Source organism: Bacillus sp. GMa5/1 (assembly GCF_050172015.1).
GTDB classification, from domain to species: domain Bacteria; phylum Bacillota; class Bacilli; order Bacillales; family Bacillaceae_G; genus Bacillus_A; species Bacillus_A cereus.
In genome coordinates, this window is sequence record NZ_JBNLYC010000034.1 from 25,906 (window position 1) to 41,248 (window position 15,343).

Sequence of the window (15,343 nt, forward strand, 5' to 3'; positions counted from 1 at the left end):
TAGCATGTTCCTATTGAAATTCACCTTTTGAAATATAGCGATAAAAGTGTGCTGTCGTCGTACTCATATACGGACTAAACCAAAGAAATCCTATTCCAAAAGTAAGAAGCGCTAAAATAGCCCATCCTATGAAGCTCAGCCATAAAAGAAACAAATCTAACTTATGACCCTTCATAAGATTCTTACTTTCCTTCATCGCCTGCGAAACACTATATTCTGGATTTTCAATCATCACATAGTACGTCAGTGCATAAGAAAAATACATCACAATCATACCAACAATTGAAATTGCTAATAGTACGAAGAAAGCTATTGCAAATGACGTATTCCCTTCTTCACCTAACAATGCAAATAAGCCTATTAACAGCATCGGAATCCATGTACCTGTATATAACAAAATCGCAAGCATTGCCCACATTGTTTTCATCATTCTTTTAAAGCCACGAAATCCTTCAAATAAGTAATCTACTTTAGCATCTTCTCGTTTACTAATCTGTAAAAATACATTTGTATAACCATATGACGTGATCCCATACGATGCGTTACTCAAAATTATTATAATGCAATAAAAAATTCCAAAGGTAATACCTGCTCCAATTGACATCGTTTCCTCTTCAAATGATCCCGTTAAGCTTGCAACTGAGAGAAATATAATAATTCCTGGAATTAATAGTATAAGCATTGCAGCCATCGAAACGACATAACTTAAAATAAAATATAAAATTGTTGATCCAACACCTAGTCCCCATTTTCCCTTTAAAGAGTACAATGCTTCTCGCTTCATTTCACCAATCATTGATTCATCCCCTTTATGAAATATAAATTGTTGTACACTTCTACTTATACAAGCATCAATATAATTATACCAGTTTTGTAAAATTATCCATAAAATACACAAAAAAAATCCGTAAAGGCAAAGCCCTTACGGATTTTTTCACTTCATATCGGAAACGTTTAAACGGTTCACGGCACGTTGTAATGCCATTTCTGCACGTTTAAAGTCAACATGTGCTTGTTTATCTTGCAGACGTTGCTCAGCGCGACGCTTCGCTTCATTTGCGCGATGGATATCGATATGGTTTGCTTCTTCAGCAGATGATGATAATACAGTCACTTTATCTGGACGAACTTCGATAAAGCCACCGCTTACTGCTACATAATCAGTGTGTCCACCATTTTTCAGACGAACTGCACTAATTTTTAATGGTGCAACAGTTGGAATGTGACCTGGTAAGATCCCCATTTCCCCACTCTCTGCTTTTACACTTACCATTTCTACTTCTTTTTCGTAAACCGGTCCATCAGGAGTTACAATACTGACTGGAAATGTCTTCATACTTCGTCCCTCCTAAGGCCTTACGCCATCATTTTCTTCGCGTTTTCAATAACTTCTTCAATGCCACCTACTAAGCGGAATGCATCTTCTGGAAGGTCATCATATTTTCCTTCTAGAATTTCTTTGAAACCACTAACTGTATTCTTTACAGGTACGTAAGAACCTTTTTGACCTGTAAACTGCTCAGCTACGTGGAAGTTTTGAGATAAGAAGAATTGAATACGACGAGCACGATGTACAACTAACTTATCTTCTTCAGATAACTCATCCATACCTAAGATAGCGATGATATCTTGAAGCTCTTTATAACGTTGTAAAGTTTGCTGTACTTGACGAGCTACTTCATAATGTTCTTCTCCTACGATTTCTGGAGAAAGTGCACGAGATGTAGATGCTAATGGATCTACGGCTGGGTAAATACCCATTTGCGTTAAACGACGCTCTAAGTTTGTTGTTGCATCTAAGTGAGCGAACGTTGTAGCTGGTGCTGGGTCAGTATAGTCATCGGCTGGTACATATACCGCTTGGATAGACGTGATAGACCCTTTATTTGTAGATGTAATACGCTCTTGTAATTGACCCATTTCTGTTGCAAGTGTTGGTTGGTAACCTACCGCAGATGGCATACGACCAAGAAGGGCAGATACTTCAGAACCCGCTTGCGTGAAACGGAAGATGTTATCGATGAACAGAAGTACGTCTTGTCCTTGCTCATCACGGAAATGCTCAGCCATTGTTAAACCTGTTAATGCAACACGTTGACGTGCTCCAGGTGGCTCGTTCATTTGTCCGAATACCATCGCAGTTTTCTTGATTACGCCAGAATCGCTCATTTCGTGGTATAAGTCATTACCCTCACGAGTACGCTCACCTACACCAGCGAATACAGAGATACCACCGTGCTCTTGTGCGATGTTGTTAATTAATTCCTGAATTAATACTGTTTTACCTACGCCGGCACCACCGAATAGGCCGATCTTACCACCCTTAATGTAAGGAGCAAGTAAGTCTACTACTTTAATACCAGTTTCAAGAATTTCTACTTTAGTAGATAATTCTTCGAATGCAGGTGCTTGACGGTGAATTGGATCACGATGTACATCTGCAGGAACCTCACCATCTAAGTCAATTGCATCACCTAATACGTTAAATACGCGACCAAGTGTTACATCACCAACTGGTACAGAGATTGGTTTACCAGTATCTTCTACTTCTGTGCCACGAACAAGTCCATCTGTGGAAGACATCGCAACTGTACGAACTGTATCATCACCTAAATGAAGTGCAACTTCAAATGTTAAGTTAATACTTCCGTTTTCGTTGCTTTGTTTTACCGTAAGGGCGTTGTAGATTTCTGGTAGCTTTCCGCCATCAAACTTAACGTCTACAACCGGACCCATGATTTGCGTAACGCGCCCTTTATTCATCGGGTTCCCTCCTAGCTTTCTTTTAATTAGCCAACTTTCTACGAGCAGCTAGCTTTTAATTTTTTATTGGTTTATAGCTTACGCGACTCTTTTGACAGAGCCGCTTCCGCTTTTTATTGAATCTAGCTCCAGCGGTTAGAATGTTCGGTGGCTTCGCTTTTTCCTACGAGGCACAAATCGCCTCTACGTCAAAAGCTCCATCCCCCTCTCATTCTGAACGAACCGCTTCCGCCTTTTAATACTATTCTAACGCTGCTGCTCCACCAACGATTTCCGTAATTTCTTGCGTAATCGCTGCCTGACGCGCACGGTTGAATGAAAGTGTAAGTGAATCGATAACTTCCATTGCGTTGTCTGTAGCACTCTTCATTGCTGTCATACGCGCTGCGTGTTCACTTGCTTTACCGTCTAGTAATGCACCGTACACTAAGCTTTCTGCGTATTGTGGCAATAGTACTTTTAAAATTTCTTCTTCAGAAGGTTCGAATTCATAAGCTGTCGTCGGTTTGTCAGACGCCACATCAGTAAGCGGTAAAATTTTATTTTCCGTTACCTCTTGTGAAATTTTACTTACGTAATGGTTGTAGTAGATGTACAGCTCATCATAAGCACCATCTGCGAACATCGCAATTGCTCGAGAAGCAAGGTCTTTAATATCAGTAAATGATGGGTGGTCAGATAATCCAACTACTTCATCAATAATGTTAAAGCCGCGACGTTTTAAATAATCACGTCCTAGTCGTCCAAGCACAATAATAGAATATTGGTTTGAATCCATATTATGACGTTCACGAATTACGTTACTTACTGTACGTAATACGTTACTGTTATAACCACCTGCTAGTCCGCGATCAGACGTAATAACGATGTATCCTGTACGCTTTACAGGACGCGCATTTAGCATTGGATGATTAATCCCTTTGCTTCCTTGCGCAATGCTCGCTACTACTTCTTGAATCTTTTCCATATACGGAACGAAAGATTTAGCATTTTGCTCTGCACGGTTTAACTTAGATGCAGATACCATCTCCATCGCTTTCGTAATTTGACTCGTTTTCTTTGTCGAGTTAATCTTCGCTTTTATATCGCGTAAAGATGCCACAGGTTTTCACCACCTTTTTTCCGGAAGTTGGCACGATTAGTAAGAATCCTCTTCCTAATCTACGTTGCAAGATATTCTTGCTCATGATTGAAGGAAAAGAATAGGTGCACCTACTCTTTTCCTTTACATGACCTTTAGCAATCTCAGAGCCCGAGATGCCTTTTATATATACTATCTAGCTCCAGCGGCTTGAATGCTCGGTGGCTTCACTTCTTCCTACGAGGCAAACACCGCCTCTTCGTCAGAAGCTCCATCCCCCTCACATTCAGAACGAGCCGCTTCCGCTTTTATTATTCAGAAGCTACAAATACTTTTTTAAATCCATTGATTGCTGCTGCAAATTTGTCGTCATCCGCAAGTTTCTTAGTTGTGCGGATTTCTTCTAATAAGTCAGTCGCATTAGAATCTAACCAAGCATGGAATTCTTCTTCAAAACGAGTGATATCTACTACTGGGATATCATCTAGGAATCCACGTGTTAAAGCGTAAAGAATGATAACTTGTTTCTCTACACGTAATGGTTTGTGTAATCCTTGTTTTAATACCTCAACAGTACGAGCACCACGGTTTAATTTCGCTTGAGTTGCTTTATCAAGGTCAGAACCGAACTGAGCGAACGCTTCTAACTCACGGTAAGATGCAAGGTCAAGGCGAAGTGTACCTGATACTTTACTCATTGCTTTAATCTGAGCAGATCCACCTACACGAGATACAGAAGTACCCGCATCGATCGCTGGACGTACGCCAGAGAAGAATAGGTCAGATTGTAAGAAGATTTGTCCATCCGTAATAGAAATTACGTTTGTCGGGATGTATGCTGATACGTCCCCTGCTTGTGTTTCGATGAAAGGTAGTGCAGTTAAAGAACCGCCGCCTTTTGCATCACTTAATTTTGCTGCACGCTCTAATAAGCGAGAATGTAAGTAGAATACATCCCCTGGGTAAGCTTCACGACCTGGAGGACGACGTAATAGTAATGACAGCTCACGGTAAGCCGCTGCTTGTTTTGATAAGTCATCATATACTACTAATACGTGTTTACCATTGTACATGAACTCTTCACCCATTGTTACACCAGCGTAAGGAGCTAGGTATAATAATGGAGCTGGTTGAGAAGCAGATGCAGTTACAACGATTGTGTACTCTAATGCACCGTGCTTACGTAGTGTTTCTACTACGTTACGTACAGTTGATTCTTTTTGTCCAATTGCTACATAGATACAAATCATATCTTCATCTTTTTGGTTAATGATTGTATCAAGTGCAACCGCTGTTTTACCAGTTTGACGGTCACCGATGATTAACTCACGTTGACCACGGCCAATTGGTACAAGAGCATCGATCGCTTTAATACCTGTTTGAAGTGGCTCATGAACAGATTTACGATCCATTACACCTGGTGCTGGACTTTCGATTGGACGAGTGTTTGTTGTATTGATTGGGCCTAAACCATCAACTGGTTGACCTAATGGGTTTACAACACGACCAATTAGTTCTTTTCCTACCGGTACTTGCATGATGCGACCAGTACGACGAACTTCGTCACCTTCACGAATTTCTGTGTAAGGTCCTAAAATGATAATACCTACGTTGTTTTCCTCTAAGTTTTGTGCTAGTCCCATAACGCCGTTAGAGAACTCTACAAGTTCACCAGCCATAACGTTATCAAGACCATGAGCACGCGCGATACCGTCACCAACTTGGATAACTGTACCAACATCACTAACTTCGATTTCAGACTGATAGTTCTCGATTTGTTGCTTTATCAGTGCGCTAATTTCTTCAGCTCTGATGCTCATGTGCTTCACCCCTATCTATTCTTCATTAATTCACGCTGAATACGTGCTAATTTTCCTTGTAAACTTCCGTCATAAATGCGATTTCCAATACGTACTTTAATTCCGCCTAGTAAATCTTCATCTACAACATTTTTCACGCGAATTGCATCTTTTCCCGTTCTCTTTGCAAATGCTTCAGCAATGTTAAGCTTCTCTTCTTCTGATAGAAGACGAGTAGAATATACAGTTGCATCCGCTACGTTACGTTCTTCATTAGCAAGAACAACATATTCATCTGCAATTTCAGGTAAGATATCAATGCGTTTGTTATCAATTAAAATATATAACGTATTTAAAATAGATTCAGAAACAGATCCGAATACGTTTGCAAGAAACGTTTTCTTTTGTTCCTTTGAAATGTTCGGTTGCGTTAAAAAGCTATGTAGTTCTCCGTTCTTTACATAAACGTTTTGTACAAGGCGTAATTCCTCTTCAAACATTTCTAATACGTGTTTTTCTTTAGCAATTTTAAAAAGAGCGACAGCATAACGTTTTGCTACAATCCCATTGCTCATCGCGCTTCTCCTACTTCTTTAATATAATCGCGAATTAACTTCACTTGATCTTCTTCTTTTAATTCTTTTTCAATTACTTTAGAAGCAATTTGAACAGATAAAGAAGCAACTTGTTCTTGTAAAGCAGCAATTGCTTGCTCTTTTTCGCGTTGAATTTCTTGTACAGCAGATGCTTTAATTGATTCTGCTTCTTCTTTCGCAGCAGCAACAATAACATCTTTTTGATCTACAGCTTGCTTTTTCGCTCTTTCGATTAACTCTTGTGCTTCAACACGTGATTGTTTTAACATTTCACGTTGTTCTTCTACTAACTTCTTCGCCTCAGCATTACTTCTTTCTGCAGCGTCGATTTCATTAGTAACATGCTCTTCACGTTCTTTCATAATTCCCATTAAAGGACCCCACGCAAATTTGCGTAGCATTACTAATAGAAGTAAGAAAATGAACAATGTATAAGCAATCGTTCCAAATGGAATGGCAGCACCTAATAATAAAGTTGGCACAAGGATTCACTCCCTTCAAAATATCTAAATTGATCATATGAAAAAAAAAGACATACGTTTCATTCATAAAGCAATGGCGAAGAAAGTTCGGAAAAACACTCTTCGCCATCTATGTAAGGGGAGTCTCCCTTATTTGTTCATTACGATGAAAGCAATAACTACACCGATGATTGGAAGTGCCTCAACTAAAGCAACCCCGATGAACATAATTGTTTGAAGTGCGCCTTTTAATTCTGGTTGACGAGCAACACCTTCGATTGTACGTGATACGATAAGACCGTTACCAATACCTGCACCTAATGCTGATAAACCAATTGCAATTGCAGCTGCGATTACACCTAAACTCATTTAATTTGTCCTCCTTTGTATTATAAAAAAATAAATTTTTTCTTACTTAAATTATATTAATGGTCATGGCTTACTTTATGAGCCATATAAACCATCGTTAACATAACGAAAATAAATGCTTGGATTGATCCAACGAATACACTGAATCCCATCCATGCTAACATTGGTACAAGCGCACCTAATGCCCCAAGGACTGATGCTCCGCCCAACTTAGCAAGTAATCCTAATAAGATCTCACCTGCATAAATGTTACCAAATAAACGAAGACCTAACGTTAATGTGTTAGCAAACTCCTCAATAACCTTTAATGGGAATAAGAATTTCATAGGTTGGAAATAACCTTTTACGTACTCTTTCGTACCCTTCATCTTAATTCCATAATAATGGGTGAGGGTAACTACCATCACGGCTAATGTTAATGTAACTGCTGGATCAGACGTTGGTGATCTCCACCATGCAATATGTTCGCCAGCTTCAGTTGCTGAATACATGAATGGTAAACCAAGGAAGTTCGATACGATGATAAACATGATAAGCGTAACGCCAAGCGTTAAGAAACGTCCACCTGTTTTCCAGTCCATCGTACTATTGATAATCCCTTTCACGAAGTCAAACACCCATTCCATGAAGTTTTGCATCCCGGTTGGGCGAAGAGCTAAGCTGCGAGTTCCGATAACAGCGATTAAGAAAACAATAACTGCTGCTACAGTAACCATCATAACTGATGACAAATCGAACGTTAAACCTAGAAATTCAACTAATTTACCGTGTTCCACTAGTAATTCACCTCTCTTCCCTGCTCTTATACTCTAAATAAAGAAAATCTATGATCATGACAAGGTATCCTGTCAGCAATCCTACACCTAGGCCCCACATCGCGATTAACTCTTGATATTTGGCTGCAAATAAAATTAATAACCCAATCGTGGCGAATCTTGAATATGTACTTACCGCTGTTGCCTTGAACTTCACGTTTTCTCCATTTGTTACGCGATCTAGCAGCTTGTCTGTTCTACGTGCAATGATGCGCAAACTAAGAAAACTGAAAATCGTCCCGATAATCAGTCCAAGAAATACATCCTTGTAAGAGGTAAATCCCCATCCTAGCACTAGAAGCGCAAGCAAGTAGTACATATATTTCTTTTGTCTTTGGACAAGTCCATGTACGTCTATCATCATTGCTCTCCCGAATAGTAATGTCGAATGAGTCGAATCATTGCGTATACCCCTGTTCCTAGTCCGAGTAATAACCCTATAATAAGAAACAACGGAAACGTTCCAACCTTATTATCAATCCACTGCCCACCAAAGATTCCAACAAGAATAGAACCGACTAATTGAGCAAGAATACCTGACATTAAAGCATAAGCTTTTATATGGCTGCGATCGTTTTTTTGCAAGGATTCATCCCTCCAATATGTAACCCTCATTCACGATGTGTTAATAATAACTCATTTTTTTGCATAAATCCTATACAAAACAAAAAGTTTACATTTTCGTCACGGAATAGATGTAATTTTGTCACTGAAAGCCCTACCATCTATCCCCGTTGTTAGCATACAATAGGGTATTAACAGTGTCAACGAGAAATCGTAAAAAATCTAAAAATTTGAGTATTAGGCATTTCCTCCCAAAAATGAAAACGTTCCCCTTCTAAATACTGGTTACATATATGCAATTTCTAACAGTTTTCTCTTTATAATAGAAGGAAATGTTCACAAGTTTGTCACTATTATATTTTCGAGATATAACGCTTTTCTTCCATAATATAGTGTTCCTCAGACGTAAGACTTCTATATTATATGTGAGGTGTATGCAACTTATGTTGTATATACGATGTATATTTATCCTCTCCCCCTCCCCTACTTGCTTACAACAAAAAAGACGAGCTGGGGAATCTCCCCTGCTCGTCAGTTGTCTTACTTCGTTCCGAATAAACGGTCACCAGCATCACCAAGACCTGGTACTACATATCCGTGGTCATTTAATTTCTCATCTAATGCTGCTACATAAATATCAACATCAGGATGTTCTTCTTGTACTACTTTTACCCCTTCTGGAGCTGCAACGATACACATTAATTTAATTTGTTTCGCACCGCGCTTTTTCAGAGAGTTAATTGCTTCAGCCGCAGAACCACCTGTTGCTAGCATCGGATCTAGTACGATAAAGTCACGCTCTTCTACATCCGTTGGAAGTTTCACATAGTATTCTACCGGTTGCAATGTTTTAGGGTCACGGTATAAACCAACGTGTCCTACTTTTGCTGCTGGAATTAATTTCAGAATTCCATCAACCATTCCTAAACCTGCACGTAAAATCGGAATTAAACCAAGTTTTTTACCAGCGATCACTTTTGTTGTCGCTTTGCTTACAGGTGTTTCAATTTCAATGTCCTTAAGTGGAAGGTCGCGAGTAATTTCGAAAGCCATTAAACTTGCTACTTCGTCCACTAATTCACGAAAATCTTTCGTACCTGTATTCTTATCGCGAATATATGTAATCTTATGTTGAATTAACGGGTGATCAAATACATACAGTTTTCCCATGTGAATCTCTCCTTTAGATGATATTCATGCGTTTGCACGCTTTTTACACTATTTACGATTGTAAAGAAAACGCTACTAATATTCAAGGGCAAATTTGGCAAAATCATGATTTTACGATGAATCTATCTAGTATCTTTACCAATTATGGGAGCTGTATCCTTCATTATATCGCCAAAATTTATTCATCATTTGTATACATACTTTAAAAATAATATATGTCCACAAAAAAGACCGCCAAAACAATTAAGTCTCGGCAGTCTTCTTCAATCTATTATAGATTTGGATACATTGTGAATTTGCTAGTTAACGCTTCTACACGCTTACGTACTTCTTCTAATGCAACTTCATTTTCATGATTTTTTAATGTATAAGCAATAAGTGACGCAATTTCATCCATTTCTTCTAAACCGAAACCACGAGATGTTACAGCTGCTGTACCGATACGTACACCACTTGTTACAAATGGGCTTGCTGTTTCAAATGGAATTGTATTTTTGTTCACTGTAATACCAACTTCATCTAATACGTGCTCTGCTACTTTACCTGTGATTTCTAAGTTACGAACATCAATCAAGATTAAGTGATTGTCTGTTCCGCCAGAAACAAGTGTAAGTCCTTCTTTTTGAAGACCTTCAGCTAAGCGGTTCGCATTGTTAATGATATTTTGTGCATATGTTTTGAAATCATCTTGAAGTGCTTCACCAAATGCAACAGCTTTTGCAGCGATTACATGCATAAGTGGACCACCTTGAATACCAGGGAAGATTGATTTATCAATTTGTTTTGCAAATTGCTCTTCACATAAAATCATACCACCACGCGGACCACGTAACGTTTTATGTGTTGTCGTTGTAACGAAATGTGCATGTGGTACTGGATTTGGGTGTAAACCAGCAGCTACTAAACCAGCGATATGTGCCATATCAACCATTAAATAAGCGCCCACTTCATCTGCAATCTCACGGAATCGCTTGAAATCGATAACACGAGGGTATGCACTTGCACCTGCAACGATTAATTTTGGTTTATGTTCTTTCGCTTTTGCTAATACATCATCGTAATTAATACGGTGAGAGTCAGCATCCACGCCATATTCTACGAAATTATATTGTACTCCACTGAAGTTAACAGGGCTTCCGTGTGTTAAGTGACCACCATGAGATAAGTTCATACCAAGTACTGTATCGCCTTGCTCTAAAATCGTAAAGTATACTGCCATGTTCGCTTGTGCACCAGAGTGTGGTTGAACATTTACGTGCTCTGCGCCGAAAATTTCTTTCACGCGATCACGTGCGATATCTTCTACTACGTCTACGTGTTCACAGCCACCATAGTAACGTTTTCCAGGATATCCTTCAGCATACTTATTCGTTAAAACAGAACCTTGTGCCTCCATTACTGCTTCACTTACGAAGTTTTCCGAAGCAATTAACTCAATCTTTGAACGCTGTCTTCCTAGTTCTGCCTCAATTGCAGCAAATACCTTTTCATCTTGACGTTTTAAATGATCCACCAAAATCCCCCTTTTCTGAACGAATTACATCGATTCCCAACAGTTTTTTCTTATTTATTCAGAAAAAACGAAAATTCAGGTTGTAATTCTTTCGAACCTTCATGTTTTCAACTACATTCTAACATGACTTTCTATATCATAAAAGAAAAAAAAGACCGAAAATCGGTCTTTTCTTTCTTCTATTATAAAGTCAGACAACATACCTTTTATCTTATGATAAACAGTTACTATATGACTTCCTAATTTCTCATATTTAACGGCAAGTGATAGTCTCTTCCACTGCCGCATAGACAGCACGCGCTCCACCAATTAGTTTTCCACGTGTTTTGGCCATCGTTACATGCGCACTTCCAATTGCCTTCACACTTGTACGAACCGGAACAGCTACATGCTTTAAATGCATACCGATAAATGTATCACCAATATCCATTCCTGCATCAGCTTTAATAAACTCAACTACTACCGGATCTTTCAAATTGTGATACGCGTATGTCCCCAATGCACCACCTGCTGATCTAACAGGCGTAACTGTTACAATTTCAAATTGATATTTTATCGCTACTTCTCTCTCAACTACTAAAGCACGGTTTAAATGCTCACAACATTGAAACGCTAATTCAATACCTGTTTGCTCTTGAAATTGTTTTAACTCAGAGAAAATCGCCTCTGCTACTTCCATCGTTCCTGATGTTCCAATTCTTTCGCCTAGCACTTCGCTCGTGCTACAACCCACTACAAAAATTTGACCGCTTTGTAATGAAGCTTGTTCTTGGAAATCAGAAAGCGACATTTGTAGCTGTTCTCTTACCTTTACGATTTCTGTCATTACGCCTCTTCCTTTCACAGGTTGGTTCACCAAATTATATTTCACACTACTGATAGTTAGAATCTATTACTTTGTTTCGTATGTTTTAATTTTTCCTACGCGGTTTTCGTGACGACCACCTTCATAGTCAGTTGTTAACCAGATTTTCGCGATATCACGCGCTAGACCAGCACCAATTACACGCTCACCCATCGCTAGCATATTAGTGTCATTATGCTCTCTCGTTGCTTTCGCGCTGAAAGTATCATGAACTAACGCACAACGGATACCATTTACTTTGTTTGCTGCGATTGACATACCAATGCCTGTCCCACAAACTAAAATACCACGATCTACTTCACCATTCGCTACCATTTCAGCTGCTGGAAACGCAAAGTCAGGGTAATCAACAGAACCAGCTTCACATTCACAACCTAAATCAATATATTCAATATTTAACTCTTCTAATAAACTTACAAGTTCTTTGCGGATATTCATACCGCCGTGATCAGATGCTATTACTACTTTCATTTTTACCCCTCCAAAGTTTCAATCAATTATCTTCATTTCACACTCGCTACCTCACATAGGAAGAAGTGATCTCCAATATCGTATTATACACGAAACATCAACCTACTGAATGTTTTTTCAGTAAAGTTTGTACAAGTTTTTCCATCTCATCTAACGTTTCTTTATAAATAGAAAGCGAGCCTCCAAATGGATCTGAAATGTCCTTGCCTATACCTTCAGTTAATCCATATAACGTATTTAATTTCTTTTCAACGCTCGGATAATGCCCAAGTACAATTTGCTTATGGTTTTCTGTCATCGTTACGACAATATCAGCCCAATCAAGCAAAGTTTCATTTATTTGCTGCGCCGCATGATCAATTAAAATTCCTTTTTCAGCTAAAGCTTCCTTCGCATGTACCGATGCATCGCTCCCAGGATAGGCGAAAACACCAGCAGATTGCACTTCAAACTTATCTCCTCCGTGATGACGAAGCAACGCCTCAGCCATTGGACTACGACATGTATTGCCAGTACAAACAAATAACACTCGTTTCATTCAAACCCACCCCTATATTCGATTTCTTACCATTCATCATAACTTACATTAGAATAGAACAAAAGAAATGTGAATATACAAAAGGCGCATTTCTCTTATATTTTTTCTAAGAAAAATGCGCCTTATCCACATATATGTGAAATCCTATTTCCAAGTGCCTAGAGTATTTTAACATACATGCTGAACATGCAACAAAAATAAGGAATCCATTTCATACGAAACGGATTCCTCTTATATTGCAATTATTTCATTGTAACTTTCATTACTTCTGTTGAACCTTTTGTAGCTGCTACGCCTACAGTTGTCTTAATAGACTCAGCTGCATCTGTGTTTGTAATAACAATTGGAGTAATTGTGCTTTTCGCTTTTTCACGGATTAATTCTAAGTCGAATGAGATTAATTTATCTCCAGCTTTTACAGCTTGGCCTTCAGAAACGTGAGCTTCGAAACCTTCGCCTTCCATTTTTACAGTTTCTAATCCAACGTGGATTAAAATTTCTGTACCGTTTTTCGCTTTAATTCCGATAGCATGTTTTGTGTGGAATAATTGTACGATTTCACCATCAACTGGAGATACAACTACACCTTCAGTAGGATCGATTGCAACACCGTCACCCATCATACGACCAGCAAATACTGGATCTGGTACTTCTTCAATATTTTTCACTGCTCCAGTTAATGGAGCTACGATTGTTTCTTCATTTGTTTTTGAACCAAGACCGAATAATTTTTTAAACATAGGATAGTCCTCCTTATAATTTACCTAAAAGTTTATAGGGCAATCCCTAGTAAAGCTCGGGATACATGTAAGACTTCATACTTCGAATATTATACTGTAAAAACGCTTTCGAAATAAATTACGTCATTACTAATAGACTCTTATTGTAGCGCTTCACAAAATTCCAGTCAATTCTGATTGTCTGAATAACAATTAGAAGTTAACTTCTATTCATATTTTCTCTTTTTTTGCCCAACTTGTCTAGAGGTCTTTACTACATTTTATTTTTTGTTGTTAATTTGTAAAATTTAATTCAAACTTTTTTCAAAATCCACTTGACTAAAGTAAGTAACTATTTTATTATTACTTACGTAAGGTAAGTTAATAACTTTTAGGAGGTTTTTAAAAATGATGGATTTCGGTCTACTTATTATTCGTCTTATTATAGGAATTACATTCATGGGTCATGGCGCTCAAAAATTATTTGGTTGGTTCGGCGGTTACGGTTTAAAAGGAACAGGTGGCTGGATGGAGTCAATCGGTTTACGTCCTGGTGTATTTATGGCATTTATGGCTGGCGCAACTGAATTACTAGGTGGTTTCTTATTTGCATCAGGTATTTTCATTGTAGTTGGTTCATTATTTATCGTTGGAACAATGTTAATGGCTATCTTCACTGTTCACGGAAAAAATGGTTACTGGGTAACACAAAACGGATATGAATATAACTTAATGTTAATCGCTGTCGCTGTTGGTGTAGCTTTAATCGGACCTGGCGCATACGTTTTACTTTAATTTTTATCTCAAATTTGAGATTCTTGAAAAAAGAACTTACTTCATTACAATTGAAGTAAGTTCTTTTTATGAAACAAAATATTATTTCCAGCAGGATTTTCTCATCGTTATCTTGTAAACAAACAATAAGTATTCATATTTAGAAAGGGGATTACAAGCATGTTATCCATTAATCCAAATGAACAAACTGAAAAAGATAATTACAAATTACTTACTGGAAGTATCATCCCTCGTCCTGTTGCATTCGTTACTTCTGTAACAAAAGAAGGCGTACTAAACGGAGCACCATATAGTTATTTCAATATTGTCGCTGCTAATCCACCACTTATCTCAGTATCTGTACAACGAAAAGCCGGAGAAAGAAAGGACACTTCCCGAAACGCAATTGAAAAAGGAGAATTTGTCGTACATATTTCTGACGAATCATATGTAGCAGCAATTAACGAAACAGCAGCTAACCTCCCGCCAAATGAAAGTGAAATTGAACTAGCAAAACTAACACCAATCGAAAGTGAAGTCATCTCTGTTCCAGGTGTAAAAGAAGCAAATATTCGAATGGAATGCGTATTAGAACGTGCAATTCCACTTGGCGGAACGGAAGACTCACCAGCTTGTGATCTACTAATTGGACGCGTCGTTCGTTTCCACGTTGCCGAACATCTATATGAAAAAGGGCGCATTCACGCCGAAGGACTCAAACCAATAAGCCGCCTAGCAGGACACAACTATGCAAAATTAGGAGAACAATTTGAATTGGTTAGGCCAATCTAAAAGCGGAAGCGGCTCGTTCAGAATGGGAGGGGGATGGAGCTTCTCTGACGTAG

General features: G+C 38.5%; 20 protein-coding genes. 2 read left to right on the forward strand and 18 right to left on the reverse strand.

The annotated features are described in order from the left end of the window. Positions 1–10 precede the first annotated feature (10 nt). From ACQGSG_RS11070 to ACQGSG_RS11155, 18 genes are all read right to left on the reverse strand, one after another. Complete coding sequence (locus tag ACQGSG_RS11070) at positions 11–796, reverse strand: DUF975 family protein (protein WP_000578829.1); 786 nt, start codon at positions 794–796, stop codon at positions 11–13. A 138-nt stretch (positions 797–934) separates the two neighbouring features. Then, positions 935–1,336: a F0F1 ATP synthase subunit epsilon gene (atpC, locus tag ACQGSG_RS11075; protein WP_000847211.1), complete on the reverse strand. Its 402-nt coding sequence runs from the start codon at positions 1,334–1,336 to the stop codon at positions 935–937. A 20-nt stretch (positions 1,337–1,356) separates the two neighbouring features. After that, positions 1,357–2,763, reverse strand: a complete 1,407-nt coding sequence (atpD, locus tag ACQGSG_RS11080; RefSeq protein WP_001032593.1) for a F0F1 ATP synthase subunit beta — start codon at positions 2,761–2,763, stop codon at positions 1,357–1,359. 241 nt (positions 2,764–3,004) lie between these two features. Continuing rightward, on the reverse strand, positions 3,005–3,865 hold the full coding sequence (atpG, locus tag ACQGSG_RS11085; protein WP_000157696.1) for a F0F1 ATP synthase subunit gamma: 861 nt from the start codon (positions 3,863–3,865) through the stop codon (positions 3,005–3,007). Positions 3,866–4,155: 290 nt separating this feature from the next. After that, the gene (gene atpA, locus ACQGSG_RS11090) at positions 4,156–5,664 is read right to left on the reverse strand and encodes a F0F1 ATP synthase subunit alpha (RefSeq protein ID WP_000027518.1); all 1,509 of its coding nucleotides are present in this window, start codon (positions 5,662–5,664) and stop codon (positions 4,156–4,158) included. An 11-nt stretch (positions 5,665–5,675) separates the two neighbouring features. Beyond that, positions 5,676–6,218 (reverse strand): F0F1 ATP synthase subunit delta, encoded by a 543-nt coding sequence (gene atpH / locus ACQGSG_RS11095; protein ID WP_000064683.1) that lies wholly within the window; start codon positions 6,216–6,218, stop codon positions 5,676–5,678. After that, entirely contained in the window at positions 6,215–6,721 is a 507-nt protein-coding gene (gene atpF / locus ACQGSG_RS11100) for a F0F1 ATP synthase subunit B (RefSeq protein ID WP_001142618.1), read from the reverse strand. The genes atpH and atpF overlap by 4 nt, the downstream gene beginning before the upstream one ends. Before the next feature lie 129 nt (positions 6,722–6,850). After that, the gene (gene atpE, locus ACQGSG_RS11105) at positions 6,851–7,069 is read right to left on the reverse strand and encodes a F0F1 ATP synthase subunit C (protein ID WP_000052064.1); all 219 of its coding nucleotides are present in this window, start codon (positions 7,067–7,069) and stop codon (positions 6,851–6,853) included. 56 nt (positions 7,070–7,125) lie between these two features. Then, positions 7,126–7,845: a F0F1 ATP synthase subunit A gene (gene atpB / locus ACQGSG_RS11110; protein WP_000399871.1), complete on the reverse strand. Its 720-nt coding sequence runs from the start codon at positions 7,843–7,845 to the stop codon at positions 7,126–7,128. A 7-nt stretch (positions 7,846–7,852) separates the two neighbouring features. Continuing rightward, entirely contained in the window at positions 7,853–8,245 is a 393-nt protein-coding gene (locus ACQGSG_RS11115) for an ATP synthase subunit I (RefSeq protein ID WP_000567600.1), read from the reverse strand. Then, entirely contained in the window at positions 8,245–8,469 is a 225-nt protein-coding gene (locus ACQGSG_RS11120; protein WP_001171223.1) for an AtpZ/AtpI family protein, read from the reverse strand. Before ACQGSG_RS11120 ends, ACQGSG_RS11115 begins: the two co-directional genes overlap by 1 nt. Before the next feature lie 26 nt (positions 8,470–8,495). Then, positions 8,496–8,609, reverse strand: a complete 114-nt coding sequence (locus ACQGSG_RS11125; protein WP_000232962.1) for a DUF4024 domain-containing protein — start codon at positions 8,607–8,609, stop codon at positions 8,496–8,498. A 379-nt stretch (positions 8,610–8,988) separates the two neighbouring features. Next, complete coding sequence (upp, locus tag ACQGSG_RS11130; protein ID WP_000517539.1) at positions 8,989–9,618, reverse strand: uracil phosphoribosyltransferase; 630 nt, start codon at positions 9,616–9,618, stop codon at positions 8,989–8,991. 271 nt (positions 9,619–9,889) lie between these two features. Then, positions 9,890–11,131: a serine hydroxymethyltransferase gene (gene glyA / locus ACQGSG_RS11135; RefSeq protein ID WP_000349809.1), complete on the reverse strand. Its 1,242-nt coding sequence runs from the start codon at positions 11,129–11,131 to the stop codon at positions 9,890–9,892. 253 nt (positions 11,132–11,384) lie between these two features. Next, positions 11,385–11,957 (reverse strand): TIGR01440 family protein, encoded by a 573-nt coding sequence (locus ACQGSG_RS11140; protein WP_000136375.1) that lies wholly within the window; start codon positions 11,955–11,957, stop codon positions 11,385–11,387. Between the two features lie 66 nt (positions 11,958–12,023). Continuing rightward, positions 12,024–12,467 carry a ribose 5-phosphate isomerase B gene (gene rpiB / locus ACQGSG_RS11145; RefSeq protein ID WP_000869542.1) on the reverse strand — a complete coding sequence of 148 codons (444 nt, stop codon included), beginning with the start codon at positions 12,465–12,467 and terminating at the stop codon, positions 12,024–12,026. A 97-nt stretch (positions 12,468–12,564) separates the two neighbouring features. After that, entirely contained in the window at positions 12,565–13,005 is a 441-nt protein-coding gene (locus tag ACQGSG_RS11150; protein ID WP_000832368.1) for a low molecular weight protein arginine phosphatase, read from the reverse strand. Positions 13,006–13,247: 242 nt separating this feature from the next. Next, positions 13,248–13,745, reverse strand: a complete 498-nt coding sequence (locus ACQGSG_RS11155) for a PTS sugar transporter subunit IIA (protein ID WP_000473665.1) — start codon at positions 13,743–13,745, stop codon at positions 13,248–13,250. 387 nt (positions 13,746–14,132) lie between these two features. Between ACQGSG_RS11155 and ACQGSG_RS11160 the strand changes: the two genes are divergently transcribed. Both ACQGSG_RS11160 and ACQGSG_RS11165 read left to right on the forward strand, forming a co-directional pair. Beyond that, complete coding sequence (locus tag ACQGSG_RS11160) at positions 14,133–14,519, forward strand: DoxX family protein (RefSeq protein ID WP_000968616.1); 387 nt, start codon at positions 14,133–14,135, stop codon at positions 14,517–14,519. Positions 14,520–14,678: 159 nt separating this feature from the next. Beyond that, on the forward strand, positions 14,679–15,290 hold the full coding sequence (locus ACQGSG_RS11165) for a flavin reductase family protein (RefSeq protein WP_000949054.1): 612 nt from the start codon (positions 14,679–14,681) through the stop codon (positions 15,288–15,290). The last annotated feature ends 53 nt before the right edge of the window (positions 15,291–15,343 follow it).

What these genes read in the sequence shown, in the direction of transcription:
- ACQGSG_RS11070 (WP_000578829.1), bottom strand. Translation starts at nt 796, where the DNA reads ATGATTGGTGAAATGAAGCGAGAAGCATTGTACTCTTTAAAGGGAAAA.
- atpC (WP_000847211.1), bottom strand. Translation starts at nt 1,336, where the DNA reads ATGAAGACATTTCCAGTCAGTATTGTAACTCCTGATGGACCGGTTTAC.
- atpD (WP_001032593.1), bottom strand. Translation starts at nt 2,763, where the DNA reads ATGAATAAAGGGCGCGTTACGCAAATCATGGGTCCGGTTGTAGACGTT.
- atpA (WP_000027518.1), bottom strand. Translation starts at nt 5,664, where the DNA reads ATGAGCATCAGAGCTGAAGAAATTAGCGCACTGATAAAGCAACAAATC.
- atpH (WP_000064683.1), bottom strand. Translation starts at nt 6,218, where the DNA reads ATGAGCAATGGGATTGTAGCAAAACGTTATGCTGTCGCTCTTTTTAAA.
- atpE (WP_000052064.1), bottom strand. Translation starts at nt 7,069, where the DNA reads ATGAGTTTAGGTGTAATCGCAGCTGCAATTGCAATTGGTTTATCAGCA.
- ACQGSG_RS11115 (WP_000567600.1), bottom strand. Translation starts at nt 8,245, where the DNA reads ATGATAGACGTACATGGACTTGTCCAAAGACAAAAGAAATATATGTAC.
- ACQGSG_RS11125 (WP_000232962.1), bottom strand. Translation starts at nt 8,609, where the DNA reads ATGGTAGGGCTTTCAGTGACAAAATTACATCTATTCCGTGACGAAAAT.
- upp (WP_000517539.1), bottom strand. Translation starts at nt 9,618, where the DNA reads ATGGGAAAACTGTATGTATTTGATCACCCGTTAATTCAACATAAGATT.
- ACQGSG_RS11140 (WP_000136375.1), bottom strand. Translation starts at nt 11,957, where the DNA reads ATGACAGAAATCGTAAAGGTAAGAGAACAGCTACAAATGTCGCTTTCT.
- rpiB (WP_000869542.1), bottom strand. Translation starts at nt 12,467, where the DNA reads ATGAAAGTAGTAATAGCATCTGATCACGGCGGTATGAATATCCGCAAA.
- ACQGSG_RS11150 (WP_000832368.1), bottom strand. Translation starts at nt 13,005, where the DNA reads ATGAAACGAGTGTTATTTGTTTGTACTGGCAATACATGTCGTAGTCCA.
- ACQGSG_RS11155 (WP_000473665.1), bottom strand. Translation starts at nt 13,745, where the DNA reads ATGTTTAAAAAATTATTCGGTCTTGGTTCAAAAACAAATGAAGAAACA.
- ACQGSG_RS11160 (WP_000968616.1), top strand. Translation starts at nt 14,133, where the DNA reads ATGATGGATTTCGGTCTACTTATTATTCGTCTTATTATAGGAATTACA.
- ACQGSG_RS11165 (WP_000949054.1), top strand. Translation starts at nt 14,679, where the DNA reads ATGTTATCCATTAATCCAAATGAACAAACTGAAAAAGATAATTACAAA.